The organism is Polyangium sp. 15x6 (assembly GCF_029960785.1).
In the GTDB taxonomy this organism is placed as follows: Bacteria; Myxococcota_A; Polyangia; order Polyangiales; family Polyangiaceae; genus Polyangium.
On sequence record NZ_JASBQE010000035.1, the window covers coordinates 72,982 to 96,789 of the forward strand.

The 23,808-nt window shown below is 68.7% G+C and carries 16 protein-coding genes and 1 pseudogene; 4 read left to right on the forward strand and 13 right to left on the reverse strand.

Annotation, left to right across the window (positions count from 1 at the left end):
- Window positions 1-216 precede the first annotated feature (216 nt).
- Window positions 217-2,658: a M4 family metallopeptidase gene (locus QHF83_RS25175; protein WP_282420469.1), complete on the reverse strand. Its 2,442-nt coding sequence runs from the start codon at window positions 2,656-2,658 to the stop codon at window positions 217-219.
- 656 nt (window positions 2,659-3,314) lie between these two features.
- On the opposite strand from QHF83_RS25175, the gene QHF83_RS25180 reads away from it, so the two are divergent.
- On the forward strand, window positions 3,315-5,474 hold the full coding sequence (locus QHF83_RS25180) for a cytochrome c peroxidase (RefSeq protein WP_282420470.1): 2,160 nt from the start codon (window positions 3,315-3,317) through the stop codon (window positions 5,472-5,474).
- A 364-nt stretch (window positions 5,475-5,838) separates the two neighbouring features.
- Here the strand turns inward: QHF83_RS25180 and QHF83_RS25185 are convergent, their stop codons facing one another.
- The 7 genes from QHF83_RS25185 to QHF83_RS25215 all read right to left on the reverse strand — a co-directional run bounded on the left by QHF83_RS25185 (window position 5,839) and on the right by QHF83_RS25215 (window position 14,347).
- Window positions 5,839-6,309: a nuclear transport factor 2 family protein gene (locus tag QHF83_RS25185; RefSeq protein ID WP_282420471.1), complete on the reverse strand. Its 471-nt coding sequence runs from the start codon at window positions 6,307-6,309 to the stop codon at window positions 5,839-5,841.
- An 83-nt stretch (window positions 6,310-6,392) separates the two neighbouring features.
- Window positions 6,393-9,164 carry a helix-turn-helix domain-containing protein gene (locus QHF83_RS25190; RefSeq protein WP_282420472.1) on the reverse strand — a complete coding sequence of 924 codons (2,772 nt, stop codon included), beginning with the start codon at window positions 9,162-9,164 and terminating at the stop codon, window positions 6,393-6,395.
- A 31-nt stretch (window positions 9,165-9,195) separates the two neighbouring features.
- A complete protein-coding gene (locus tag QHF83_RS25195) occupies window positions 9,196-10,833 on the reverse strand; it encodes a hypothetical protein (RefSeq protein ID WP_282420473.1) in 1,638 nt (545 codons plus the stop codon).
- A 55-nt stretch (window positions 10,834-10,888) separates the two neighbouring features.
- Window positions 10,889-12,346 (reverse strand): FAD-binding protein, encoded by a 1,458-nt coding sequence (locus tag QHF83_RS25200; protein WP_282420474.1) that lies wholly within the window; start codon window positions 12,344-12,346, stop codon window positions 10,889-10,891.
- 192 nt (window positions 12,347-12,538) lie between these two features.
- Window positions 12,539-12,898 (reverse strand): hypothetical protein, encoded by a 360-nt coding sequence (locus tag QHF83_RS25205; protein ID WP_282420475.1) that lies wholly within the window; start codon window positions 12,896-12,898, stop codon window positions 12,539-12,541.
- 180 nt (window positions 12,899-13,078) lie between these two features.
- On the reverse strand, window positions 13,079-13,240 hold the full coding sequence (locus QHF83_RS25210; protein WP_282420476.1) for a hypothetical protein: 162 nt from the start codon (window positions 13,238-13,240) through the stop codon (window positions 13,079-13,081).
- 426 nt (window positions 13,241-13,666) lie between these two features.
- Window positions 13,667-14,347, reverse strand: coding sequence for a hypothetical protein (locus QHF83_RS25215; RefSeq protein WP_282420477.1), 681 nt, complete (start codon window positions 14,345-14,347; stop codon window positions 13,667-13,669).
- 329 nt (window positions 14,348-14,676) lie between these two features.
- On the opposite strand from QHF83_RS25215, the gene QHF83_RS25220 reads away from it, so the two are divergent.
- Window positions 14,677-15,129 carry a biopolymer transporter ExbD gene (locus QHF83_RS25220; RefSeq protein WP_282420478.1) on the forward strand — a complete coding sequence of 151 codons (453 nt, stop codon included), beginning with the start codon at window positions 14,677-14,679 and terminating at the stop codon, window positions 15,127-15,129.
- Between the two features lie 27 nt (window positions 15,130-15,156).
- Here the strand turns inward: QHF83_RS25220 and QHF83_RS25225 are convergent, their stop codons facing one another.
- The 3 genes and pseudogenes from QHF83_RS25225 to QHF83_RS25235 all read right to left on the reverse strand — a co-directional run.
- Window positions 15,157-16,449: a PAS domain-containing protein gene (locus tag QHF83_RS25225; protein WP_282420479.1), complete on the reverse strand. Its 1,293-nt coding sequence runs from the start codon at window positions 16,447-16,449 to the stop codon at window positions 15,157-15,159.
- 84 nt (window positions 16,450-16,533) lie between these two features.
- Window positions 16,534-16,902 carry a DUF4215 domain-containing protein gene (locus QHF83_RS25230; protein ID WP_282420480.1) on the reverse strand — a complete coding sequence of 123 codons (369 nt, stop codon included), beginning with the start codon at window positions 16,900-16,902 and terminating at the stop codon, window positions 16,534-16,536.
- 12 nt (window positions 16,903-16,914) lie between these two features.
- A pseudogene (locus QHF83_RS25235) lies at window positions 16,915-17,022 on the reverse strand (DUF4215 domain-containing protein); the annotation flags it as partial.
- Between the two features lie 160 nt (window positions 17,023-17,182).
- Here QHF83_RS25235 and QHF83_RS25240 point away from each other — a divergent pair.
- Window positions 17,183-17,809, forward strand: coding sequence for a DUF1801 domain-containing protein (locus tag QHF83_RS25240; protein WP_282420481.1), 627 nt, complete (start codon window positions 17,183-17,185; stop codon window positions 17,807-17,809).
- 16 nt (window positions 17,810-17,825) lie between these two features.
- On the opposite strand, the gene QHF83_RS25245 is transcribed toward QHF83_RS25240, so the two are convergent.
- Together QHF83_RS25245 and QHF83_RS25250 are read right to left on the reverse strand one after the other, a co-directional pair.
- Window positions 17,826-21,683, reverse strand: coding sequence for a hybrid sensor histidine kinase/response regulator (locus QHF83_RS25245; RefSeq protein ID WP_282420482.1), 3,858 nt, complete (start codon window positions 21,681-21,683; stop codon window positions 17,826-17,828).
- Between the two features lie 104 nt (window positions 21,684-21,787).
- Window positions 21,788-22,396 (reverse strand): response regulator, encoded by a 609-nt coding sequence (locus tag QHF83_RS25250; RefSeq protein ID WP_282420483.1) that lies wholly within the window; start codon window positions 22,394-22,396, stop codon window positions 21,788-21,790.
- A gap of 80 nt (window positions 22,397-22,476) precedes the next feature.
- Here QHF83_RS25250 and QHF83_RS25255 point away from each other — a divergent pair, with 80 nt between their 5' ends.
- Complete coding sequence (locus QHF83_RS25255) at window positions 22,477-23,691, forward strand: response regulator (protein WP_282420484.1); 1,215 nt, start codon at window positions 22,477-22,479, stop codon at window positions 23,689-23,691.
- Window positions 23,692-23,808: the final 117 nt, after the last annotated feature.

Below are 23,808 nucleotides of genomic sequence, written 5' to 3' on the forward strand. Positions count from 1 at the left end.
CCGCGCCGATAGGGGCCCCGGCGTAAAGTCGCTCTCCGCTCGAGTCAAGAAACCTTGGATGCGATTCCTCGGTCGTCGTTCAATGTTATGGTCAAATTCTTCCATGACGGTCGAGGGAGGGCCGGCGCCCTGTGCCGGGAGGAGGGAGGAGGATACACAGCCAGGCGAGGACGAGGAGGGCAAGAGGGGGCCCGACAGGGCCCCCCATTCAAGGGATCAGGGCACGTTCGCGGCGCCGGGCGTCACGGTGGACGTGGCGGCCCAGTCGGTGGCGGCGTCATCGGTGTCCGCGCCGCTCGGGATGCGGCAAAGCGAGCGCTCGGCTCGGCCGCTGTCCGCGGTGGTGAAGGGGTTGCCCTCGACGAGGCTCACCTCTCCGACGTTCGGGATGTTCGCGGCTGCGATCCGGCCCTCGTACGAGAGCGCGTCGAGCGTGGCGCCGTCCTTGACGAGGGCCACGCCGTCCGGCCCGCCGTTCTGGATCTGGTTTTCGGGGCCCTGGAAGTTGAGCTTCAGCGCGCCCTCCGGGACCGAGACCGATGGGCTCCCCACCACCAGGAATTGCCCCGCCCCGAGCGTACCCGCCTGGCCGAGGTCGACCGTGGCGTAGACCTCGCCGTATTGCCCATCCACGAAGACCAGCGAATGGCCCGCGAGGTTCACGGGCGACGCGCTGCCATTGAAGATCTCCACGAACTCCGCCCGGTCGGCTCCCACGTTGTCGTAATCGATCTCGTTGATGACGAGGGCGGCGCCGTCGCCGTACGTGCCGGTCAGCGTCACGCCCGAGTAAGGGCTGAAGCCGCGGACCATCACCCAGTACGTGCCGGGCTTGACGTCGGTGATGGTGCAAGTCTCGTTGCTGTCCCCGCCGAACGGCCGGCACTCCCACTTCGAGCCACGCGGCGGCTCGCCGAAGAGGACGTAGAGGTCGGCGTCGCCTTCTCCGCCCTCGATGGTGAACGTGAGGCTCGTCGCTCCCTCGGGCACCTCCAGCGTGAAATATTGCTTGCTGTTCACGTCGCCGCCGATGCTCGCGACGGGCACCCCATTCTCGAGCGCGGTCGCGGTCGGGGGCGGTATCGGGACGCCCACGCCCACGGCCTCCCAGGCCTTCGAGACCGATTCGAACTCCGCGTCCGGGAACCCGAGGATTCGCGCCGCTTGCTCCGTCGCGGTCTTGGCCTGGTCGAACGTGGTGGTCGGCGTCATGATCGCCATGTTGGCCAGGTAAAAGACGCGCGCCGCCTTCTCGACGCCGATGCCCCGCACCTCGACCGAGGTCTTGCCTCGCGGGTGCGTGCCGCCCTGGGCGAGGAGATAAAAGGCCAGGTTGGCGATGCCCGAGCTGAAATGGACGTCGACGCCGTCCTCGTAATCCGGGAAGTAATCGAGCGATATCCCGTCGTGCGCCGGATCGGCCATGTAGCGGAGCGCATCGCCCTCGACCGCGGGCGTCCACACGTCCTCGCCAATCTTCCAGGTATTCGCGTCGACGACGCGTCCCGCCCGGAACCACTCGCACACGTTGCCGAAGATGTCGCTCATGGCCTCGTTCAGCCCCCCCGACTCGCCGGCGTATTCCAAGCCCGACGTGCGCTCGGTGATTGCGTGGGTGAGCTCGTGGGCGGTGATGTCCATCGATTCGGCGAGGTTCGATGCCGTCACGCCGTCGCCGTCGCCGTACACCATCTGGGTACCGGTCCAGAAGGCGTTGACGAAGTTTTCGCCGAAATGGACCGAGCTCACCAGCGTGGCCCCCAGGCCGTCCAGGGAGTCGCGGCCGAAGAGGGTCGCGTAACAATCGTACGTGGTGCCGATGTGCTCGTAGTTGGTGTTGACGGTGTGATCCTCGACCGGTTCTTGCCCCTCGACGCGGGAGAGCGCGCCGGGCAGCTCCATGCCGTGCGCGAGATCGTGGATCTCGCGGCTCTTCGCCGAATGGATGTGCGGGATGCGGCGGACCACCTTGCCGCTCGCGGCGTCCACGAGCACCGTGTCGCGGATGGGCGTGCCGTCTTCGCGCATGCCCGTCACCTCGACCTGGTAGACCAGCGAGAGGACGTCGTGCGTCCGCACATAAGCGAGCTTCGCCTCGCCGGCCGCCAGGGCCTCGGGGAGCGACGGGACGGCGCCCCGGGCCGCGGTGATCGCCGCGCTCGCGTCGATCCGCGGCTCGCGCGGCGCCGGCAGGTCGTCGCGGGCCTGGCCATTGGCCGACGTGAGGATGCCCTTGTTCACGTGCAGGACCAGCTCGCCGCCGATGACGGGCAGGCCATGCTTCATTTGCTGGAAACGCAGATGCTCGTTGCCGAACGAATCGTGATGGACCTTCTTCAGGACGAGATCCGCGGCGTTCGCGCGGAACGCAGGGGCCACGGCAACGAGGGCCGATCGCACGTCGATTTTCCCGTCGTCCTCCCGGACCTCCACGGCCCCGAGGTTCCCCTGGAGAGACGTCGGCACGCCGGCTTTGTCCACGTCGATGACGCGGGCGGAGGGGAGCGCGTCGAGGTGCGTCTGGATATCGAGGCCGGATCGCACGTCGAGACCGGATCGCCCTTCGAGCTTCGTGGCCGTGTCCCCGTTGCCCTGGCAAGCAGCAGCGAGGACAGTGGCAGAAGTCAAACCAAGCACACGCACAATTCCACTCTTCATCATCTCGAGTTCCTGGGATGCGATGCTGTTGTGCGCCGCGCGCTACGTTGGCCCGACCGTCGGACCCACGTTCGTTCTGCGCGCGTCGTTCGGCGGAGCATCGAGCAGGGGTCGTGCCAGCGGTCTGGCAGGGTGAACGAAAGGGACCCAGGGGGCGCTTTTTCTCCGCGCGGAGGCTTTTTCGCAGGAGCACCGGCTTCGTCTCGCCATACCCAGGCGCGTGAGGATCGACCGCAATGCCATGGGCGTTCGCTCACCCGAGCAACCCCTTGCTCGAACAGGGCTCTACCGAGCAAGGGGTTGCTCGGGTGAGCATGGACCTGTCCTTTGAGGGATGTGCTCCGCGAAAAACGAGTATCGCTCGAAAGAGTGAGACGTACCATTGGCCAGGCTACATCCATCCTCGGGCGAGGAGCCTTCGCGAGCCGCGAGCGCACACGAAAGCACGAACGTTACCCCAGAGACGAAAGCGCCCACTCGCGTTTGCCCGGCGGGTTGCGCCACGCGAGCGAGCCCGGCCAAGAACCGAGCGAGCGACGACGCGCCCGTCGCGGCGCCTTGCCGGTCAAAGGCACCCCACCCAGGTTTGGAGCTGGCTGTGGGACACCCACCCAGCCGGGGCGCCTCTTTCGCGTTGTCCGACGGACCCAAAGATCATGGATATCCCGCATGTCGACGTCCCGCGGCCGGGTGACATCGTGGCCGGCAAGTACCGGGTCGAGGGTACGCTCGGGCAGGGCGGAATGGGCGTCGTGCTCGCTGCCGAGCACCTGGCGCTCAGGCAGCCGGTCGCGCTGAAGTTGTTGCACCCCCACCACGGGGGCGCGGCCGAGGCCAAGGAGCGCTTCCTGCGCGAAGCCCGTGCGACCGCTGCGCTGCAGAGCCAGCACGTGGTGCGCATCCTCGACGCCGGCATGCTGGAGACGGGCGTGCCATATCTGGCGATGGAGCGGCTGCGGGGGCTCGACCTCCAGGAGGTGCTCCACGTGCGCGGGCCCTTCTCGAGCATCGCGGCCGTCGACCGCGTGCTGGAGGCGTGCGAGGGAATCGCCGAAGCGCACGCGCGCGGGATCATCCACCGCGATCTGAAGCCGGCCAATCTGTTCCTGGCCACGGGGCCCGACGGGGTGGAGATCGTCAAGGTGCTCGATTTCGGTTTGTCGAAATGGCTCACGCCCGAAGGCCCGGCGGAGGGCAGCTTGACGGATTCGAACGCGATCGTCGGATCGGTCCCGTACCTCGCGCCCGAGCTCTTGCGAGGCCTGAAGTGGGCCGATACGCGCGCCGACATCTGGGCCCTCGGCGTGATCCTTTACGAATTCCTCACGGGGCAACGCCCGTTCGAGGCCTGCAGCACGCCGCAGTGCCTGCTCAAGATCCTCGAGTATCCGCCGGTCCCGATCGACGCCTGGGGGGTCGTCGTGCCGGCGGGCATCGATCGCGTGATCCTGCATTGCCTCGAGAAGGACCCCGGGGACCGCCCGCAGACGGTCGCCGCGTTCGCCCAGTCGATCGAGCCCTTCGGCACCTCCGCGGCGCGCGCGTCTCTCGATCGCATTCGTCGCTATCAGGCGAATGAGGGCCCAAGCCGCCCCCGGAGCAGTCTCGCCGCCGAGCCACCTCCTTCGGAGCGCGTGGCGTCCCTCCACCGGGAGGAGACGCCGAAGCCCTGGGTGTCATCGGACGAGCCTCCCGCGCGTGCACGCCCAGGGAGCGGCCGGCTCGGCGCCAAGACGACCCCCCTCCGCGAATCGAGCGCCCAGACACCCACCCGAGCGCTCGCCTGGGCCCTGGCCCTCGCCCTCGGGATGGTCGTGGCCGTCGTGCTCGCGTTCGAGCTCTCGCGCATGGCGCCGCGCGTGGACGTCGCGTCGGCCGAGATCATACCGGAGCGGCTGACGAGCTTCTCGCCTCTGCCGGTCGAGTCGGCGATACCGCCCGATCCGACGTCCGCGGCGCAGATTCGGCTGGGTCGGGTCCTTTTTCACGATCCGCGTCTGTCCAAGAACCAGGACATTTCGTGCGCCTCTTGCCACCCCCTCGAGGCCTGGGGCGTGGACCGCAGAAAGCTGTCGCGAGGGAGCGACAATCGCGAGCCTCCCCGAAACACGCTGAGCGTCTACAACGTCGACGGCTATTTCTCCCTGCTATGGGACGGTCGGCAGGACAACCTCGTGGATCAGGCCAAGGAGGTGCTGCGATCCCCGCGGGCCATGGCGGCCACGCCCGAGCGCGTCGAGGCGACGCTCCGCTCCTCGAAAGGTTATACGCAGGCGTTCGCGCAAGCGTTCCCCGGTCCGACGCAGCCCGTGACGTTCGACAATGTCGCGCGCGCGCTCGCGGCATTCCAGGCCACGCTGTACACGCGAAGCCGCTGGGATCGGTTCCTCGAGGGAGACAAGGCCGCGCTGAGCGACGAGGAGAAGGCAGGCTTCAACCGGTTCGTCGAGATCGGCTGCATCACGTGCCATTTCGGCCCCAACGTGGGCGCGACGATGTACCAGAAGGCCGGGCTCGTGAAGCCATGGCCAGACACGAAGGATCGAGGCCGCTACGAGATCACGCGGCGGGACGTCGACTGGATGGTCTTCCGGGTGCCCAGCCTGCGCAACGTCGCCCAGACAGGGCCATACTTCCATGATGGCTCGGTCTCCTCCCTGGAAGAGGCGGTAAAGATGATGGGGAGGCATCAGCTCGGGCAGGAGCTGTCCAGCAGAGACGCGCGCCTGATCACGCGGTGGCTAGAGAGCCTGACGGGCGAGATCCCCCGCGACGCCATCGAGCTCGACGAGGCGTCACGCATGTTGTTGAAGTGAAACGTCCCGTGACTTCTCGGGGACGCCGCGCCGGGGCGCCGCCCCGGACCCCGCGGGGGCTGTTCGCCCCTCGACCCGAACCAGGGCAAGCCCTGGACTCGGGGTGGAAGAACCGCGCGATGCGCGGTTCTTCCAACGGGCCCGTGGCAAGACCAGGGACAGCTTTGCCAGTCACGGCGGTCTCGGTTGGCAGGCCCGTCACCGGTCTTGCCTCGGCCTGTTCGATGAACTGCGCATCGCGCAGCTCATCGACCCTGGGTCCAGCGCTTGCGCTGGTCCGGGTCCAGGGGCGGATAGCCCCGGTGGGGCCTGGGGCAACGCCCCAGCACAGCGCCCCCAGACGAGACCCATGCTCAGGGCTGGCTCAAAGACCGAGCTCGGTCAGCCCGGGCCAGTCGGCGGGCCTCGGGCCGTCCGATTCCCACAGGAATTTGCGCTCGCTCGCGACGATGGGCACGTCGTTGATGCTGGCTTCGCGCCGGCGCATCAGGCCTTCGTCGTTGAACTCCCATAGTTCGTTGCCGTAGGAGCGGAACCACTGACCGTCGGCACCGTGCCATTCGTACTGGAAGCGCACGGCGATGCGGTTGCCGTCGAATGCCCAGAGCTCCTTGATCAGCTTGTAATCGAGCTCCTTGGCCCACTTGCGCGTCAAGAACTCGACGATTGCCGCGCGCCCCTGGAAGAACTCCGCGCGGTTTCGCCAGATGCTGTCCTCGGTGTAGGCGAGCGCCACGCGCTGGGGATCGCGGCTGTTCCAGGCGTCCTCGGCCAGGCGGGCCTTGCGGAGGGCGGTCTCGCGGGTGAACGGAGGAAGCGGGGGCCGGGCGGACATGACAGGGCTCCTTGGTCGGTACCGATAGGTACAGCGTCCAGACAACACGCGTCAACGGGCGGAGCGGCTGCGATGACGAGCGGTTACATCGCGCTCGCGCCGAGGCGGCCGAGACGCACGGGCGCGCCGAGTCGGTAGCCGTCTCCGTCGCGGAGGAGCAGCGCCGGCTCTTTCGGGTTTTCTTCCAGCACCTGCCGCATCCGGTGGACCGCGACCTGCAGCCGTTTGTCGTCGCGGTGCGGATGGTAGCTCGGCAGCCCCCATGCGCCGAGCACCAGGTCCTCCTTCGTCGCGCGCCCACTGCCGCGCACGAGCACTTCCAGGATGCGCACGTGCAGGTCCGCCGACGAGAGGTCCACCCGTTTGCCGGAGGGCAGCAAGAGGGCGCGCTGCTCGAGATCGAGCACCACCACCGCTTCCTCGCGTTGCGCCGCCGCGTGGGCCGAGCGCTCCACGATTCTCCGGTCCACGGCGTCGAGCGTGACCTCGCGCCCGAGCAGCCCTCGCGCCCGCCGGCGAACGACGGGCGACGCCGGGTCTTCCGCCATCGAAAGGAGAATGGCCGGGTCCCTCCGGTCCGAGACGAGCCAGGTCGCGAGGCGCGCCTCCGCGGCGAGGCGCGCCGAGCCGAGTCGCTCCGCCGCCTGCACGAGCGCGCGCGCGATGGGCTCGACGAGCGTGCGCGCGCTCGTGCCCCGGGCCGCGCGGAGCAGGCGCACGTCGAGAAGGAGCGCGAGCAGGTTCGCCTCTTCGATGGCAAAGCCTTCGCGTCGGGCGAGCTCCAGCGCGGCCTCGACGATACCATCGGCGTGATCGAGCTCATCCCGGGCGATCGCGGCCTCCGCCTCCGCGCGCCCTGCGACGAGCCCGATGTCGGTCGGCAAGTCCGGCGGCGCCGTGAAGGAGGCCGTCGCCGCGCCGCGACGTGCCGCGACGATCACCTGCCACGCCTCGTGCAGCACCCGCGCCGTTCCTTCCGGGACAGCCATGCCGGTCGGCAGATCCGCGAGTGTCGCAGGCGGCGCCCACGTGACGTCGACCGCCGCCTTGGCGCAGAAGGACCAGACGACGAGCTCCGGCAACTTGAACAACGGGGCGTCGAAGGCGAGCTCGCGCGCGAGCTCCTCCAGGCCTTCCCCGGGTCCCGCGAAGAGGCGCAACCGGAGCGTATTGTAACGGTGGACGAAGCGCAGGTAGACGGATTCGTCGACGAAGGGCTCGACGCGATCGAGGAGCCGCCGCCCGAGATCGAAGCGTCCACGCTCGACCGCCAGCGCGAGGTGCGCGAAGAGCTCGGTCGGGCGGCAGTCGGCGGGCGGCTCGCCGGCGCCGAGCACGCGCTCGAGTTCCCGGAAGCGCGAGGACGCGAGCAGCGCCGAGGCGAGCGTGGCGCGCAACCGGCGGCGCTCCTCGACCCGGAGGCCCTCGAGCTCGGCCGGCATGGACGCGAGCATGTCCGTCGCGCGGGCGAAGTCCCCGCGCAACATGAGCGCGGTGGCGAGCCGCAGGTCGCGATCGATCCGCTGGGACGGGGTGCGCACCTCGAGCCGCTCGAGCAGGGCGACCGACGCGTCGACCTCCGCCGTGTGGCGGAGGATGTCGGCGAGAAGCAACGCCGCGTCCGTCTGGACGTCGACGGGCCCGTGCTCCGCGAGCGCGCGGGCCGTGTCGCGCGCCTGCGCCACGGCTCCGCCATGCACGAGCAGCCTGCACCAGAGCAGGCGCACGCGGGGATCGGCGGGCGCGGGCAGGGCCGCGGCCCATGCGAGCGACGCACCCCCGTGGATCCAGTCGGCGCAGCCGAGCCGATGCCCGAGCAAGGCTCGGCTTTCGAGGCGAGCGAGCAGCTCGAAGAGCCCCTCGGCAAAACCAGCCGCGCAGAGCGCGAACAGGTGCTGGTCGAGCAGCGACGCGCAGAGCGCCGCTTCGCCCTCCTCGATCGCGAGCCGCACGGCCTCGAACGCCGCGGCGAGGCCCTCGGTGTGGAGGACCAGCGAAAGCGCGGTGCGCCGCGCCTCGGCGGCGTCGAGCGGCTCGGCGTCCACCAGGGAGCGCAGGCGATCATCGAGGCGAACCCCGCCCGCCGTGAGCCGGATCAGCCCGCGCTCGTCGAGCTCGCGCGCCACGTGCGCGGGTAGCGCGACGGCGACGCGGAGGACCCGCAACGCCTGCACCACGCGCTTCGCCTCGTCGCCGAGATCGACGAGCAGCGAGCCGCCCGGATCGGCGCCCTGCGAGAGGACCAGGCGGCGGGCGCGGAAGGGAGAGCCCATGGCCTCGCGCGCGAGCGCCGCCGCCTCGGAGGCACCGCGCAAGGGCGCGCAGCGACGCACGAGGCGCGCGAGATCCTCTTCGGGGAGCGGCTCGATGCGGAGCGCCTTGTCCGCGAGCTCCTCGTGGCGGGGGCGCGTGCGTGTCATCACGACGAACCGGCTTTTGCGCGCATAACGGCTGATCGAGAGGAGCAGCCGCTCCGTGAGGTCGTGATCGACCGCGTGGAGGTCGTCGACGAGGACCACGGCGCCCGCTCGCTCGGCGAGCTCGATGGTCAGCATGACGAGGTCGGCGCGCGAGCGGCCCTGCGCCAGCCATTCGACCGCCTCTCCGGCGAGCCCGGCGAGGCACCACCCGAAGCTCATCAGGAAGGCCGTGTCCTCGGGCGTGTCGAGCGCCGAGTGGTAGGCGGCGCGTGGGATTCGAAGGTCCGCGACGACGCGCAGAGCGAGCCCCGTCTTGCCGAGGCCGAGCGGGCCCCAGAGGATGGAGAGGGGGCTTTGCGCGAGCCGCCCGCAGAGCCACGCGCGCTCGTCCGTTCGGCCCTCGAAGATCTCCGGTGGATTCGGCAAGTGGTACATTGCGGTGGGGGATGGGCGAGGATGGGAGGGCTCATCGAGGAGGATGCGGGCGCCCCCGAGCTCCAGGAGGCCGGCGGCGTAGAGCGGCGATTGCGACGGCGATCGCCGCGAGGCCGAACGTGTCCATATCGTCGTCGGTGCTCGCGAGATCACACGCGCACGCCGAGCGCTTCGGGACGCGCGGCGGCTCGACGGGCTCCTCGCCGCTGGTCGCGGGCTGATTTGCCGGGGCTGTGCGGGGATTCGGATCGGTGACGAGCAGCTCGCCGAGCGCAATGCGCCGATCCTGGTGGTCCTGCGCGCTCGTCATCCGCGCCATCAGTTCGACCTTGTACACGCCGGGATCGAGGGGCGGATCGAAGGCGAGCAAGATCCCCAATGAGCCGTCCCCCGCGTAGCCCCACCCTCCCATATCCATCGGCATCCGCCTCTCGCCGGTCGAGCTCTTCAGCGTGATCTCGCCGCGGTCGACCCGCCAAGGACTTCCGTCGTACGAGACCCAGCGGAGGTGGAGCGCCCGCCCGCGAAGCGAGCCGCTCATCACGGGGCTCGGGGCGCGCGTCGTATCGAGTTGTCCGAGGATCCCGAGAGCAATCGCGCTCCTGACCATGGCATACCGAACGGCGTCGTCGCCCTCGAGCGGCCACCGCGCGACGATCGCGGCGCCGGAGATCTTCGCGTCCGGTTCACGCGTATTGACCGCGCCGGCGGCCGCGGCGCGGACGCGGGCGTCGGGATCGTCGAGGAGGCTCGCAATGCGGCGGGACATCGACTCCATGAAGGAGCGCGGCCCCCAGAAGTATTGCGAGAGCTCGATCGCAGCGACACGGGCGCGGGGCGAGGCGGCGCGGTTCGTGGCGATGTCGAGGATCCGCGCCTTGTCGACCTTCTGACGCAGCTCCAAGAGGTTGACGCCCTGGGCGCGCCCGAGCGCGTCGCAGAAGGACTCTGCATCGTTCGTCGTCGCGATGGCTTGGAGCGATCGCGTCGCGACGAGGTCCTCCCAGCCCGAGAAGGGATTCACGACGAGGCCATCGAAATCCCGTGTGTCCTCGGGCCCGACTTCGGCGGCGAGCGCCGCCACGTTCGGAGAAGGGTCGCGAAGCAGGGCCCGCACGTGGTCGGCACGCGTGATCGCGCGTTCGAGCGCGCGCTCGAGCTCGGCGAGGGTCAGGGGCTCGCTCCCTCCGCGTGGATCCCCGGCGACGTCGAACGGATCGGGGCCCTGCGGGACCGGGACATAAGGCCCCGGGTTCCACCCTTGTTCGAACCGATACGCGCGGCCGTCGATGAAGATGCGCAGCCCGGATGGCACGAGGTAGTGCTCCAGCATGCCCGGAGCCCGCTCAGCCTTTTCGTCGAACCGCTTGAGGAAGAGGATGACGTCGGCCGAGGGAGCCCCGGGGAGCCGCAGGATGACCGGGTTGAGCTCGTAGCCCCCGTAGTCGACTTGGACCGCGTCGTTGGGCGCGAGCGTGCCGCGATACGCTTTCTTCACGACGTGGTCGATGCCCGTCGAATAGGGCGCGCTCTTTCGCTCGCCGGTGCGCGTCGCGAGGACGATGTGATCGCTCTCGAGCGCGAGCGACACCAGATCGTGGTGCTTCATCATGGCCGCCTCGGCGCGGCCGGCCCTTCCAAGCAGCAGCGCGAGCGCGACGATCATCAAGATGGCCCCCCAGCGGCGGGCCCTGTGACGGTTCGCCAAAGGTGCCTCCAGCGGCTCAGTCGAAAATGGCAGGGCCGGGCGTGAGGATGCGGCGGGGGTCGAAGCGGTGTTTCAAGTGGACGAAGGCCGACCACAGGGCGCCGAAATGATCTTGCCAATCGGCGGACGTAAAGGGGATGCCGCTCGCTGCATAACGTTTGCCGCCGAGATCGTGGAGGGTCTCGTAGATAGCGCGGTTCTTGGCGAGGAGATTGGCGACCACGGGAGGGGGCGCGAAGCGGAGGAGCGAGAAGAGGTACACCGTGGGTTCGTCGGGGAGGGCGACGAAGGGAGCGGTGACGGCAGCGCGTTTGAACGGGTAGATGAGGATGGGCCCGCCGCCCATGTCGTCGGAGGTCGTCTGGTCGAGGACGGATTGAATGAAGGAGGCCGCCTCGGAGCCGGGGACGAACATGTCGATCCAGGGATGGGGAAGCTGCCAGGCGCCCACGGACTTCAGGAGCGCAACGAGGGGGGCAATGCGGTTGGTGAAATCGAAGTGGGTGAGGTCTTCGACCGTGAGGGTGGAAGGCGCAAAGATGAGGTCGCCGGTGAGCGCGGCATCGTCCGGGGGCTGTCCGGGCGCGTAGTATTTGGCGGCCTCGATCTGATACACCCATCCACCCCCTTCGGCGGGTTGCGCGAACCCTTCGAGGTAGTCGAAGCGGCCGTCGTCCATGAGTTTTTCCTGGTCGGCCATCATGTCGACGAGGGCGGGATACAAGGCGGTATAACGGCGGACCATGCCGGGGACGTCGATGAGGCGGACGCGGGCGCGGACGATGATGCCGAACTGGCCCATGCCCCCGAGGGCAGCCCGGAAGAGAGCGGGATGGTGGGTGGGAGAGCAGGCAACGAGTCGTCCCTGGGCCGTGATGATCTCGAGCTCGAGGACGTTATCCACGAGCATGCCGTGGCGGAAGGCTTGGCCGCCGATGCCGCCCACGGAGAGGGTGCCGCCGATGCTGAGGTCGATGTGATCGGTGAGGGCCGGAGGGCTCTTGCCGAGCGGTGTCGTGGCGGCGAGGAGGTCGATCCAGCGGACGCCGGCATCGACGAGGGCGCTGCATTCGTCGATCTCGTGAATGGTGGCGAGGGAGGCCATGTTGATCACGATGCCCGCCTCGACCTGGGATTGGCCGAAGACGCTATGGGTATTGCCGATCATGCTCATCCCGCCGACCGGGATCCGGTGGGCGTGGGCGAAGCGGAGGATCGCGCGGATGTCGGCGATCGAGCCGGGGAGGAGGACGGCAACGGGGGTCTGGTGGACAATGTGGCCAAAGTCGTCCGCCGCTGCGGCGAGATCGCCGGGAGCGAAAAGGAGCTGTCCGTCGAGGGATGGGAGGAAGACGGAGTCGGAGGCGGCGTCGGGCTGGGATAACCAGGCGCGGGCCGAGGGGCTGAAGGCGAGGATGGCGGAGGCGGCGGTGAGACCGGCGAGGAAGGTTCTGCGGTTCTGGGGCTGCGTCATGGTCGATCGCTCCTGAACGAAGGGAGAGGCGGACGGGACCAGTATAGAGGAAGCGCGCCGCTGTGACAGCCGAGCTCGTCGTCATCCCGGCGGGAAGTGGCCAGCTCGCATGACGGCGGTCAATGGCCGCTTCGGCGGTGCGTGGGCGCTCGCGTACCCCCGGCGCCTCCGACGAACGAAGGCAGCCCAGCGTCAGCGATAGACGGCAGGTGCGTTTTCGTACTGCACGAGCAGGGTGGTCATCTGCTGCTCGTACGTGAACGCGACGCGGCAGTAGACGATGCGGCCGCGGAACCGGGCGAGCGTGTCGAGATCGCTGCGCACCTCCAGCGACGGAGGATGGTCACGAACGATCAAGGAGCTTATCTCTCGATAAAACATGGCGTCCGAATAAATCACGCCGGTGTCGACCACTTGCAGCCAGGTGCCCTTGTAGTCGTTCGAGAAAATGCCGCCCTTTTGCTGCGCGATCCATACGTCGACCAGGGTGCCGTTCGCGAGGGGGACGGCCCCACACATGTCGATACGTACGATGTTGTTCGACGCGCTCATTTGTCGACCTGTGAGCCGCCCATGATCCAGTCGGCGAGCAGCTTGCGCTCGTCTTCGGTCACCTCGTAGCACGCTTCCCGCGCGGCGGTCAAACAGTCCGGTGCGCGGGGCGCCCCCTCCCCTTTTGCATGCCGATCCCGGGTCCTCGCCGCGCCCTCCCCGGACCCGGGAAGGGTCTCCTCACGGCGCGCCTCCAATGATGGTCGCCGCCGGAGCCTCGTCGTCTGCGCCTCCGGAAGCGGCACGAGTGTCGCTCCCGGGCCCGCGGGAGAGGAATACGCCCACGCTGATCAGGCATAACACCACCACGATGACCGCGATTATCTCGAGGACCTTCTTCATTCTCCTCCACTGCGATCGCACGGCGGCACCGCAGCCTCCTCACCGGGACGGGGGATTGAATCTCGACGAATGCGCGCGCACCGAGCCATTCCACGCGGAGCGTTCCGCATGCTCGGCTCGAATGCGCAGCCCATCGTCGAGCGGGGGCGTAGATTGCCTGCCCAGAGCCCCCACGTCCAGCAGAAATCCCGGCGTTTCGGACATATCCTGTCCGATCCACCACGGCGGCTCGACCAGCCCCCGGAGGCCGACGCGGGTGAGAGGAGCCTACTCACGAGAGCAGGCGAAAGATACGTTCGCTCTGTCAGAAGCGGATTCCCGGCCCAAGGACGCCCAGCGTCAGGGCCGTGATCGCGGCTCCCGCCGTCAACCACGCCGGGGTTGGAGCCAGCTCGAGGGGTTGTCCGACCTCCCCCCGCGGGGCCTTCACCCACGCGGGGAGCCATGCCAAAAAAATGTGCCTCCCAGGGTCGCGAGCGCGGAGGAAAGCACGAATTGCATCCCCTCGGCATTCGTGAGCGCCGCGATGCTGAACAACACCCCGCCGACCGCGCCGTAGGGAACCCAGCAAAGGACGCGCGCCGCCGTCACCCGCTCGGAGAGCTCGGCGCCCAGGTGAGGCTCGAGCCGGCGTAGGAGCACGCGCAGCGCTGCGGCGGAAAGGACGGCTCCGGTGAGCGTCAGCGAGATCCTCCAGAGAAGCGGGCGCGAGAGGCCTTCGATGAAATCGGCCCAGTCGCCATGATTCCCGAAGGGGGACGTCATCAGATAACCCGCGCCCATGAAAAGGTTCGTGGCGGCGAGCAGCCAGTGTGCGTACCAGCGGTTGCTGGGCCGCCCGGGCGCGCGTGGCATGGTGGCCAAAAAGAAGGTGCCCAGGAGCAGGTTGGCGACGGTGCCGCCGGCCTTGATGGCGCGCACCGCCCATTCACTCGAGCCCTGCTTGTCGCAATCGAACCAGGCGCTCGACATCCGCAGCGCCTTCCCGCCCACGATCAAGCAAACTCCCCCGTGACCCACGCCCTCGTGACCCGCCGTGGCAACGAAATACGCCACCACGCCGATCGCAAGCGTCGTCATCACGGTCGATCGCGTCGGGGTCTTCATGAAGGGAATCCTCTTCCGGCCGAGGTCCTGGCCGCCTCGGCGGAGCCTACAACGAGCGCGCGCCGCGTGACAACGGCGCGGCTCCCCGGCGGCTCTCTGCCCCGACTGCCCGGCGCTTCACCAAGGCCGGCGCCGACGCGCCGCCCGCTCGATCCTCCCAACCTTTCCCCGCCCTGCCCGTCCAACCCCCCGGCCGTATGCTCCGACTCCTTCGCCGCCGCCCCGCCCCGGACGCCCACGTCATCCGTCCTCCAGGCCCTCGCCTTCTTCGCCGTATCGCCCTCCGCTTCTTTCAGTGCCCTCCACGTGCGTGGCGCACGCTGCCGGGCGTGCGCGCGCCCGTCATCCTCGCCTTCATCTTGCCGCTCGCCTGTTACGCGTTCGGCTTGTTCCCCGCTTTCTCGGCCTCCGGCGAGTGCTGCGGCCCTTTGCGTCTGCCCTGCCTCCCGGCTGCATTCCATGGCGAGGACCTCGTGGACGCTCCCCTGGTCGTCGTCGATCGACACCACGTCACCGTCGACGGCGTCGTCGTGGCCGAAACGCCCGAGCTCGTCGAGGCGCGCGAGCCTCTCCACCTCGACGAGCTCCGCGTGCTGCTCGTGACCAAGAAGGAGCTCTGGAGGCAGGTCCGTCCCGACGCACCATTCCCTGGGGAGATCCTCATCGCTGCCGCCCACGATCTCCCCGCCTCCGCCGTCAAGAGCGTCGTGGCCAGCGCCGCCGCGGCGGGGTATCCGCGGACGAGCTTCATGGTCCAGAAGCTCTATCCCCCGGTGCGCTGAGGTCGAGCCGCCTCGGGCCGCCTGCGATTACCTGAGGCGCGATACGGACTTCATCGCGCGATCGATGCCGGTCTTGAGGCTACCCGTCGTCACCAGGCCTCCGAACTCTGCGCCCAGGCCCACGAGGGTTTGCGCGACCTCCGCGCGAATTCCGCTGAGAATGACCTCTGCGCCGAGCAGCCGCGCGGCTTGCGCGGCGCGGAGCAAGGCGCTCGCGACCTGGGTATCCACCACGGCGACGCCCGTGATATCGAGGATGGCCACGGCCGCGCCCGTGCGGCTCACGCCATCGAGCAGCGTCGTGAGGACCTGCTCGGCTCGCTCGGGATCGAGCGCCCCGACGAGCGGCATCGTGAGAATCCGATCGGTGATCGGGATGAGGGGCGTAGACAGATCCGCGAGCCTCTGGCGTTGCGCATCGATGATCTCTTTTTGCGACATCGTCTCGCGCAAGAGCTCCTCGGCTTGCTGGCGGTCGTTGATGTCGATCAGCGTTCCGATGAAACCCTCGATCGCGCCATCCGCGCTCCTCATCGGCACGGCCCTCCCGCTGACCCAGCGCAGGGATCCATCGGGCAAGCGGAACCTGAAGTCGATGGTGTGCTTTTGCTCCCCCGTTTTCACGATCTCGAGCCACCTCTCGACGACGTGGCTCACGTCGTCCGGGTGGACGGCACGGATCCATCCTTCGCCCGAGGCCTCACGCGCCGGCACGCCGGTGACGGTCGACCAGGTGTCGTTGACGAACGTGATGCGCCCCTCGGCGTCGGTCTCGAAGACCGCAAGGGGCAGGCGCATCGTGATCGAGCGGGAGCGCTCTTCGCTCCTGCGCAATGCGCGCTCCATCTGTCGCTGCTCGTTGACGTCGACGCAGCAACCGACCCACTTCCCAATGCTACCGTCTTCGAGCACGTGCGGAACGCCTATCGACCAGAATTGGTGATAGACGCCGTCTCGGCTCCGAAGGCGAAACTCGACGTTGAATATGCCGCAAGTGCCAACGGCGTTCAGCCAGGCCGTCGCTGCGCGGGCGCGATCCTCTGGATGCAGGGCGTCGACCCAGCCGACGCCCTGCAGCTCGTCGACGGTTTGCCCCGTGAACGCGCACCATTCCACCGACGCGAGGCCGCTCGTTCCGTCGGCGTTCGTCGACCACGAAATCTTCGCCACGGCCGCGACCAGCGCCTGGGATTGCTCCGCGCTCATGCGAAACTCGTGCCGCTCCCGCTCGAGCTCGGCGACCCTCGCCTCGAGAGACGCGATCCGCTCGCGCAGCGCGCTCATCTCGTCGGCGTTGCTGTCCGTCGTTTCGAGATCCATGTGGCGACCCTACCACGAGCAGGCGTCGTTGGAATCACCGTCGGCACCAACGCTGGAGCGGATGTGAGGGCCCGGTGCCTGCCCTCACGAACCGCCAGAAATATGACGACCTCCCCTGCGCCGCACCAAACCGGCGAGGCCGAGCAAGCTCAGGGCCCAGACGAGCCCGCTCGGAGAGGAGCCCGCGTCACCCGAAAGGCGGCACCCGCAGCTGCCCTCCTCGACGGTATCCTCCGGATCGCCGCCTTGCGCTGGCAGCACGCAGTTGGATTCGCACCCGTCACCATCCGTGGTATTGGCGTCGTCGCAAGCTTCCTCGGCCGCGGTGTCGAGGATTCCGTTGCCGCACGACTCATCCGAAATGCACGTGGCGCTGCATCCGTCGCCGCTCGCGTTGTTGCCATCGTCGCAGAATTCGCCGGCGTCGAGGATACCGTCGCCGCACGAAAGCAACGCGCAATGGGCCTGGCAGCCGTCGCCGCTCGTGGTGTTCCCGTCGTCGCACGCTTCACCGACCGCGGCGTCGACGATGCCATTTCCGCACGACTCGTCGGAGGCGCATGTGGCATTGCAGCCGTCGAGATCGACGCGGGTGTAAAGGCCGCCATACCGCTGGCCGAGGACCGCTGCCGTTCACCTCGGCTCGGTCGGCCCGGCGACGACCCTTTGACGCAGAAGACCGCTTCCGCGTGGGGCTTCCCAAGACGAACATTCCTTCGGTACACTGACGCTCATGCAGAGCAAGGCGAGCACCGTCGAAGCGTATCTCGAGAGCCTTCCCAGCGATCGTCGTGCGGCACTTCAGGCCGTGCGCGAGGTCATCCTGAAGAACCTCGATGGGGAGTACGAAGAGGGCGTGCAGTACGGGATGATTGGATACTACGTGCCCCACCGTGTGTTTCCGCCGGGATACCATTGTGACCCGCGGCAGCCGTTGCCCTTCGCGGCCCTCGCGTCCCAGAAGAACTACATGTCCGTCTACCTCATGGGCGTCTACGGCGATACGGCCGCGCTGAAGTGGTTCGAGGACGCCTGGGCGAAGACGGGAAAGAAGCTCGACATGGGCAAGTCCTGCGTGCGATTCAAAAAAATCGAGGACCTCGCGCTCGACGTGATCGGCGGGGTGATCAAACGAATGCCGGCGAAGAAGTACGTCGAGCAGTATCAAGCGACGCTCGGCGCCATGGGCAAGGGCCGGCCTGCGAAGGCGGAGGCGGCGACGGAAAAACCGGCGGCCAAGAAGGCCGCGGCGAAGGCGCCTGCCGCGAAGAAGGCTCCCGCGAAGAAGGCTCCCGCGAAAGCTCCTGCGGCGAAGAAGGCTCCCGCGAAGAAGGCGGGCGCGAGGGTCTCGGCTGGTTGAACGTCGAAGCTAGGTCCTACTCGGCAGCTCGCCCGAGCGCGGCGCAGAGCTCGCGGAGCTGGAATGCCTCGGCCATCGCCCGCATCTCCGCCGCCCACGCCGAGAACCGCGCGTCCTCCCCTTCGAGGGCGGCAAGCGCCTGCAAGAGCTCCGGAATTCGCCCCCGCTCGGCAAGATCGAGCAGGCCCGCGATCACCTCCCGAGGCGGCTCGATGCGCGGCGCGGGCGTAAGGTCTTTCTCGGCCTCGTCCTCGACGCGCAACGCGTGGATCCACGTGATATCGAGGCGCCGCGCGAGCACATCGAAGAGCGCCGGGAGGCGCACGGGTTTGGGGAGGAATTCGTCGCACCCGGCGTCCTTGGCGCGCTTTTGTTGCGCCTCGTCCACGCTCGCGGACGAGGCCACGAGGGGCAAACCGGCGAGCGCGGGGAGACCGCGCAGGCGCCGCGCGACCTCGTCGCCGGGCAGGTCCGGCAATGCCAGGTCGAGGATCACGAGATCGGGCCGCCGCGCCTCGATCTGGGCGAGGGCCTGCGTGCCGTCCTCGGCCAGCAGGACCTCGAACCCGAGCGGACCGAGCGCGTCCCGCAGAAAGGCGCGATTGCCCTCGTTGTCGTCGACGACGCAAAGAACCCGCCGCGCTCCCTCGTAGCCCGTGATCACCTCGGCGGGGCGCGCCTCGCCGGCCGACTCTCTTTCCGCGGCGACGGGCAACGGCAACGCCACCGTGAACGTGCTGCCCTCGCCGAACGTGCTCTCGACGTCGAGCCGGCCGCCCATTTGCTCCACGATCTTGCGGCTGATCGAGAGCCCGAGCCCGGCGCCCTCGGCGCGCGCTCCCCGATCGCCGGCCTGCTCGAAGGGCTCGAAGATCCGCGCGACGTCCGCCGGCGCGATCCCCGGCCCCGTGTCCTCCACATGAAAAGCGAGCTCACCGCCGCTCGTATCGACCTTCAGAGTGACGCTCCCGGCGCGGGTGAACTTGATGGCATTGCCGAGCAGGTTGAGCAGGACCTGCGTCAATCGTTTCTCGTCGACCAGGACCCAGACGGGCAGAGCCCCGGCGGGCACGTACTGAAAACCGAGCCCCTTCTGCTCCGCGCGGACCCGGCAGAGATCGGCGACGCTTTGCAAGAGCGCCGGGAGGTGGACCTCGGCCGGGGCGAGCTCCATCTTTCCCGCCTCGATCCGGGCGAGATCGAGCACATCGTCGATGAGCCCGAGCAGGTGCTCGCCCGACCGCCGCACGACGCCGAGCCCCGCCGCGAGCTCCTCCCGCGAGAGCCGCGGCGCCCGGGCGAGGAGCTGCGCATACCCGAGGATGCCATTGAGCGGCGTGCGCAGCTCGTGGCTCATGCTGGCGAGGAAGCTCGATTTCGCGCGGTTCGCCGCGTCCGCGGCTTCTTTTGCCGCTTTCAGCTCGGCCGTCCGCTCCTCCACCTGCGTTTCGAGCTCCTCGTTGCGCCTCGCGAGCGCCCGGAGCCTCACCCGAACGCCTCCGTACACGAGCGCCGAGGCCGTCAGCACATACCCGAGGTAAGCCCACCACGTCCGCCACGGCGCGGGTTTGACCTGGAACGCGATCGATACGGGCCCCGCCAGGTTGCCGGCATAGTCGCGGCCCCACGCCTGAAAGGTGTACGCCCCCGCGGAGAGGTTCGTGTATCGCGCTTTCGCGTCCACGGTCCAATCGCTCGGCGAAGGGTCGAAACCCAGGAGTTGCATGCGATATCGCGTGTCCGGCGCGCGAAAAAAGGAGAGGAGCGAGACGTCGAAGGCGACCGTGTTCTGATCCCAGGCGAGCGCCGTGTTCGGCGCGAGCGCCCCGCCCGCCGCGCGGACCGCGGAGAGGACGAGGGGCTTCGACGTGACGTCCTCGATTTCGCGCGCCGGATCGAAGACGGCCGCGCCGCCCACCGTGCTGGCCCAGATACGACCGCGGCCATCGACGAACGAGCCGTTCTGCTGGCACTCGTTGCTCGGCAGCCCGTCGTCGGTCGTGAAGGTGTACAGGGAAAACTCCGCCGGATCGTCGGGCGTGGGCGCGCGGGGCGTGAGGCGCGCGACGCCGCGCACCGTGAAGAGATACGGGCGCCCCCGGCTGTCGGCGCGCACCTGCATGACATCGTCGCTCGGCAGCGCCGGCCGGCTCTTCGTGTCGAGCCGCTCGAGCCAAACCTCGGCGTCGAGGTCATACCGCGCGACGCCGGCGCCCAGGGTGCCTATCCAGAGCACGCGCGCCCCGCGCGTATCGCGCAGCTCGGCCAGGGTCGTCACATAATCGGAGCCGAGCGGCGTGTTCGCCGTGGTGTAACTCCTCCACGCTCCCTCGTCGAGGCGCGAGAGGCCATTGGACGTGGCAAACCACGTGCTCGTCCCGCCTCCCGGACGTGTGGTCTCCAGAATGGCGTGTACCTGGTTGTCGAGGAGCGGGGAGCTCTCCTGCCGAAATACCTGCCACGTCCCGTTTTCGTCGAGGCGCCCAACGCCGACCGCCGCCACCCAGAGGCCGCGCCCGTCGATCGACTCCTTTAGGTCAAACACGGCGCTCTGCAGGATCGGCGCGTGGCTCGCGCCGTACGTCGTCAGCCGACCGGCCTCCCAGCGGTGGAGCCTGCCGCCGCCGTCCGCGAACCAGACCACCCCGGGCTCCCGTCGAGAGGGCAGGAGGGCCGTGATCGTCGTTCCGAACTTGTCCGACATCTCAGGCGGAAGGACGGGAGACATCCCCTGCTCCGAGAGGCGGAACAGCTTGTTGTCCGCGCCCATCCAGGTCTCGCTCCTGCCCTCCGCGTACCGCACCTCGCCGAGCCCCATGATCGTGCCGGAGAGCGATGAATTGCGCGGCGTGAAGGCCACCCACCCGTCGTGCCGGAGCTGCCCGAGCCCGCCTGCGCCGATCCAGAGCGTGCGGCCGGTCGCCGCAACCGCGAGGACGATGTTGTCGGGCAGATTGGAGTTCGTCGTGGTGAGCGCCGCCCACTGCCCCTTCGAGAAGCGGGCGAGACCGCCGCCGTAGGTGCCAGCCCAGATCGTACGTTCTCCTCCCGAACCATCCACCGTCTCGGCGAGCGCGCGGATCGGAAAACGAGGTTCGGGCGAGAATTCCGGCCCGACACGCTCCCACCGGCCGTCCGTACATCGGAGGACGCCGAAACGCGCGGCCGCCCAGAGCTCGTGCCTGCCTTTCCCATCGGTGGTCTGCAACATCGAAAAGACGCCTTTCACGTCTTCGACGGCGCCATCCGCCTCGAAGGGCGCGCAGCGTCCCTCCTCGCAATGAAAGATTCCCTCGACGCCGACCCAGAGCGTCGGCTCGCCGGACGGCAATGTCCCTTCGAGGAGCGAGTAGACGTCCGGCCGCTCGAAGCCCGGCCCGAGCTCGACGAGGTGGAAACGCCCGCCGTCGAACCGATACAGCCCATCGGTGCTGCCCACCCAGACCGCGGGCCCACGGCGTGATCCGAGCATGGAACGGATCGGACGCCCGCTCGGGAGGCCCTCGGCGGCCCCGAACCGCTGAAACGCCCCGTCGGCGAACCGGAAGACAGCGCCGTCGACCATGCCGAACCAGACGGAGCCGTCCTGCGCCGCAGCAATCGCCTGGACCCAGCTCGGCGAGCCGCCCGTCGGGATGCTCAAGGGCGTGATGCGCTGGCCATCGTAGTAGGCCACGCCGCTCTGCGTACCGATCCACATGCGGCCGCCGCGGTCGAAAGTGATGGCGTTGACGACGCTATGGGGGAGGCCCTGGTCGATACCGAAGACGCGGATCGTGGGCGTGCCAAGCGCGGCCGCGTCGGCCGCGGAGGACGTACGAGCTGCTGTCGCGACGAGCGCGAGCGCGAAGACGGCAACGAGGCGACGGGTCACGTGGGTGGATGGTAGCCCCTGCGAGGTCGGTTGTCCTCGGGCCGCTTGCACCGGCTCCATAGGACTTTGGTCCCATGGCGGGCTCTTTCCGGTTCGGGCAAGACTCAGGTGGTGTCCCGGATTCGATCCACGAGACGAACCAGATCGGCCAGCGACTCCGCGCCGAGCTTCTCCATGACCCGGCCCCGATGAACCTTGATCGTCTTCTCCGCCGCGCCGAGCTCCGCCGCGATTTGCTTGTTCAACAAGCCCTGCGCGACGAGCAAAGCCACCTCGTGCTCCCGCGGGGTGAGCGCCGCGAAGCGCGCTCGCACGGCCTCCTTCTCGGCCCGCGCCGCCCGCGCCTCGGCGTCCCGCGCGAGCGCCCGCTCCACCGCCGCGAGCAGATCCGTGTCATCGCAGGGTTTGGAGAGGAAATCGAGCGCGCCCCCCTTCATGGCGCGCACCGAGCTCGGCACGTCGCCGTGTCCGGTCAGGAAGATCAAGGGGAGCGGGAAGCCTCGCCGCGCGAGCTCCTCCTGCAGGTCGAGGCCGCCGATCTCGGGCATACGCAGGTCCACGATCACGCACCCCGGCCGATCCGCGGGCGCGCGCTCCAGGAACGCGCGGGCAGAGGCGTGCGCCTCGACCGCATACCCCGCCGAGCGCAGGAGCCGCTCCAGGCCGCGCAGCACCGAGGGGTCGTCGTCCACCACGAATACGGTGCGCTCCATTGGGGTCATCGCCGCCTGGTCGCAAGAACATGAACCAACATGCCTGGCATTCCTCCCCCAGATCCCCGACCATGTCAACGATGCGAGCGTCCCTCGTTTTGCTCGTCGACGACGACCCCCAGAGCCTCAAGCTCCTCTCCGACGCGCTCGCGGGTCAGCCCTTCGCCCTCGCCGTGGCGCTCGACGGGGAGATGGCCCTGCGGCAGATCCGGCGCGAGGAGCCCGACCTCGTCCTGCTCGACGCGGTGATGCCCGGTATGGACGGCTTCGAGGTCTGTCGCCGCTTGCAGGCGGACCCGGCCACGCGCGACATTCCGATCATCTTCATGACCTCGCTCGCGGACACAGCGAGCCGGGTGCGTGGGCTCGAGCTCGGCGCCGTCGATTACGTGACCAAACCCTTCGTGCGCGCGGAGCTCGCGGCCCGGGTGCGCGCGCAGATCGCCGTGCGCGCCGGGGCGCGGGCGCTCGCGGAGAAAAACGCGGAGCTCGAACGGGTGGCCGCCGAGCTCGCGCGCGCCAGGGACACGCTCGAAGCCGAGGTGGTGCGCCGGACCGACGAGCTCATGGCCACGAACCAGCGCCTGACGCACATGAACCGCGTGGCCGCGATGAGCGAGCTCGCGGCCTCGATCGCGCACGAGCTGAACCAGCCGCTCGCGGCGATCTTGAGCAATGCGCAAGCGGCGCGGCGCCTGCTCCAGAAGGCGCCGCCGGACGTCACCGAAGCGCTCGCGGCGCTCGGCGACATCGTGGACGACGACCGGCGCGCCGCGACGATCATCCAGCGTATGCGCGCGATGCTGAAGAAGGGCGCGCCGCGCACGGACGGGCAGGACCTGAACGAGCTCGCGCGCGAGGTGGCGCGGCTCGTGGGCAATGACGTGCTGCTCCGAGGCGCGACGCTGCGGCTCGACCTCGCGCCTGGCCTACCCAGCGTGCGCGGCGACGGCATTCAGCTCCAGCAGGTGGTCCTGAATCTGGTGGTCAATGCGCTCGACGCCGTCGCGGACCGCCCGCCCGGCAGACGCCTCGTCGTCGTACGGACGCGCGGCGACGGCAAGGATCGGGTGGTGCTGTCGGTGGAGGATTCGGGCAAGGGGATTGCCCCGGCGGACATGGAGCGGGTGTTCGAGGCCTTTTATACGACAAAGGCGGAAGGGCTCGGCGTGGGGCTCGCAATCAGCCGCTCCATCGTGGAGGCGCACGGGGGGAGGTTGTCGGTGGAGAACAATCCGGGCGAGGGAGTGACATTTCGGTGTCAGTTGCCGGCTTCGGAGGAGAATGGTGCGTAAGGGGGGCGCCCCGGCGGATCAAAAGCTCGCTCGGTTCCCAGGCGCATCGTGAGCCCTCTGGCGCGTTTTCCCTTGTCGTCCAGTCGCTCGACCTGCGATTCGATACTCCATGCAAGC

What these genes read in the sequence shown, in the direction of transcription:
- QHF83_RS25190 (WP_282420472.1), bottom strand. Translation starts at nt 9,164, where the DNA reads ATGTACCACTTGCCGAATCCACCGGAGATCTTCGAGGGCCGAACGGAC.
- QHF83_RS25210 (WP_282420476.1), bottom strand. Translation starts at nt 13,240, where the DNA reads ATGAAGAAGGTCCTCGAGATAATCGCGGTCATCGTGGTGGTGTTATGC.
- QHF83_RS25215 (WP_282420477.1), bottom strand. Translation starts at nt 14,347, where the DNA reads ATGAAGACCCCGACGCGATCGACCGTGATGACGACGCTTGCGATCGGC.
- QHF83_RS25255 (WP_282420484.1), top strand. Translation starts at nt 22,477, where the DNA reads ATGCGAGCGTCCCTCGTTTTGCTCGTCGACGACGACCCCCAGAGCCTC.
- QHF83_RS25175 (WP_282420469.1), bottom strand. Translation starts at nt 2,658, where the DNA reads ATGAAGAGTGGAATTGTGCGTGTGCTTGGTTTGACTTCTGCCACTGTC.
- QHF83_RS25185 (WP_282420471.1), bottom strand. Translation starts at nt 6,309, where the DNA reads ATGTCCGCCCGGCCCCCGCTTCCTCCGTTCACCCGCGAGACCGCCCTC.
- QHF83_RS25200 (WP_282420474.1), bottom strand. Translation starts at nt 12,346, where the DNA reads ATGACGCAGCCCCAGAACCGCAGAACCTTCCTCGCCGGTCTCACCGCC.
- QHF83_RS25180 (WP_282420470.1), top strand. Translation starts at nt 3,315, where the DNA reads ATGGATATCCCGCATGTCGACGTCCCGCGGCCGGGTGACATCGTGGCC.
- QHF83_RS25205 (WP_282420475.1), bottom strand. Translation starts at nt 12,898, where the DNA reads ATGAGCGCGTCGAACAACATCGTACGTATCGACATGTGTGGGGCCGTC.
- QHF83_RS25240 (WP_282420481.1), top strand. Translation starts at nt 17,183, where the DNA reads ATGCAGAGCAAGGCGAGCACCGTCGAAGCGTATCTCGAGAGCCTTCCC.
- QHF83_RS25225 (WP_282420479.1), bottom strand. Translation starts at nt 16,449, where the DNA reads ATGGATCTCGAAACGACGGACAGCAACGCCGACGAGATGAGCGCGCTG.
- QHF83_RS25250 (WP_282420483.1), bottom strand. Translation starts at nt 22,396, where the DNA reads ATGGAGCGCACCGTATTCGTGGTGGACGACGACCCCTCGGTGCTGCGC.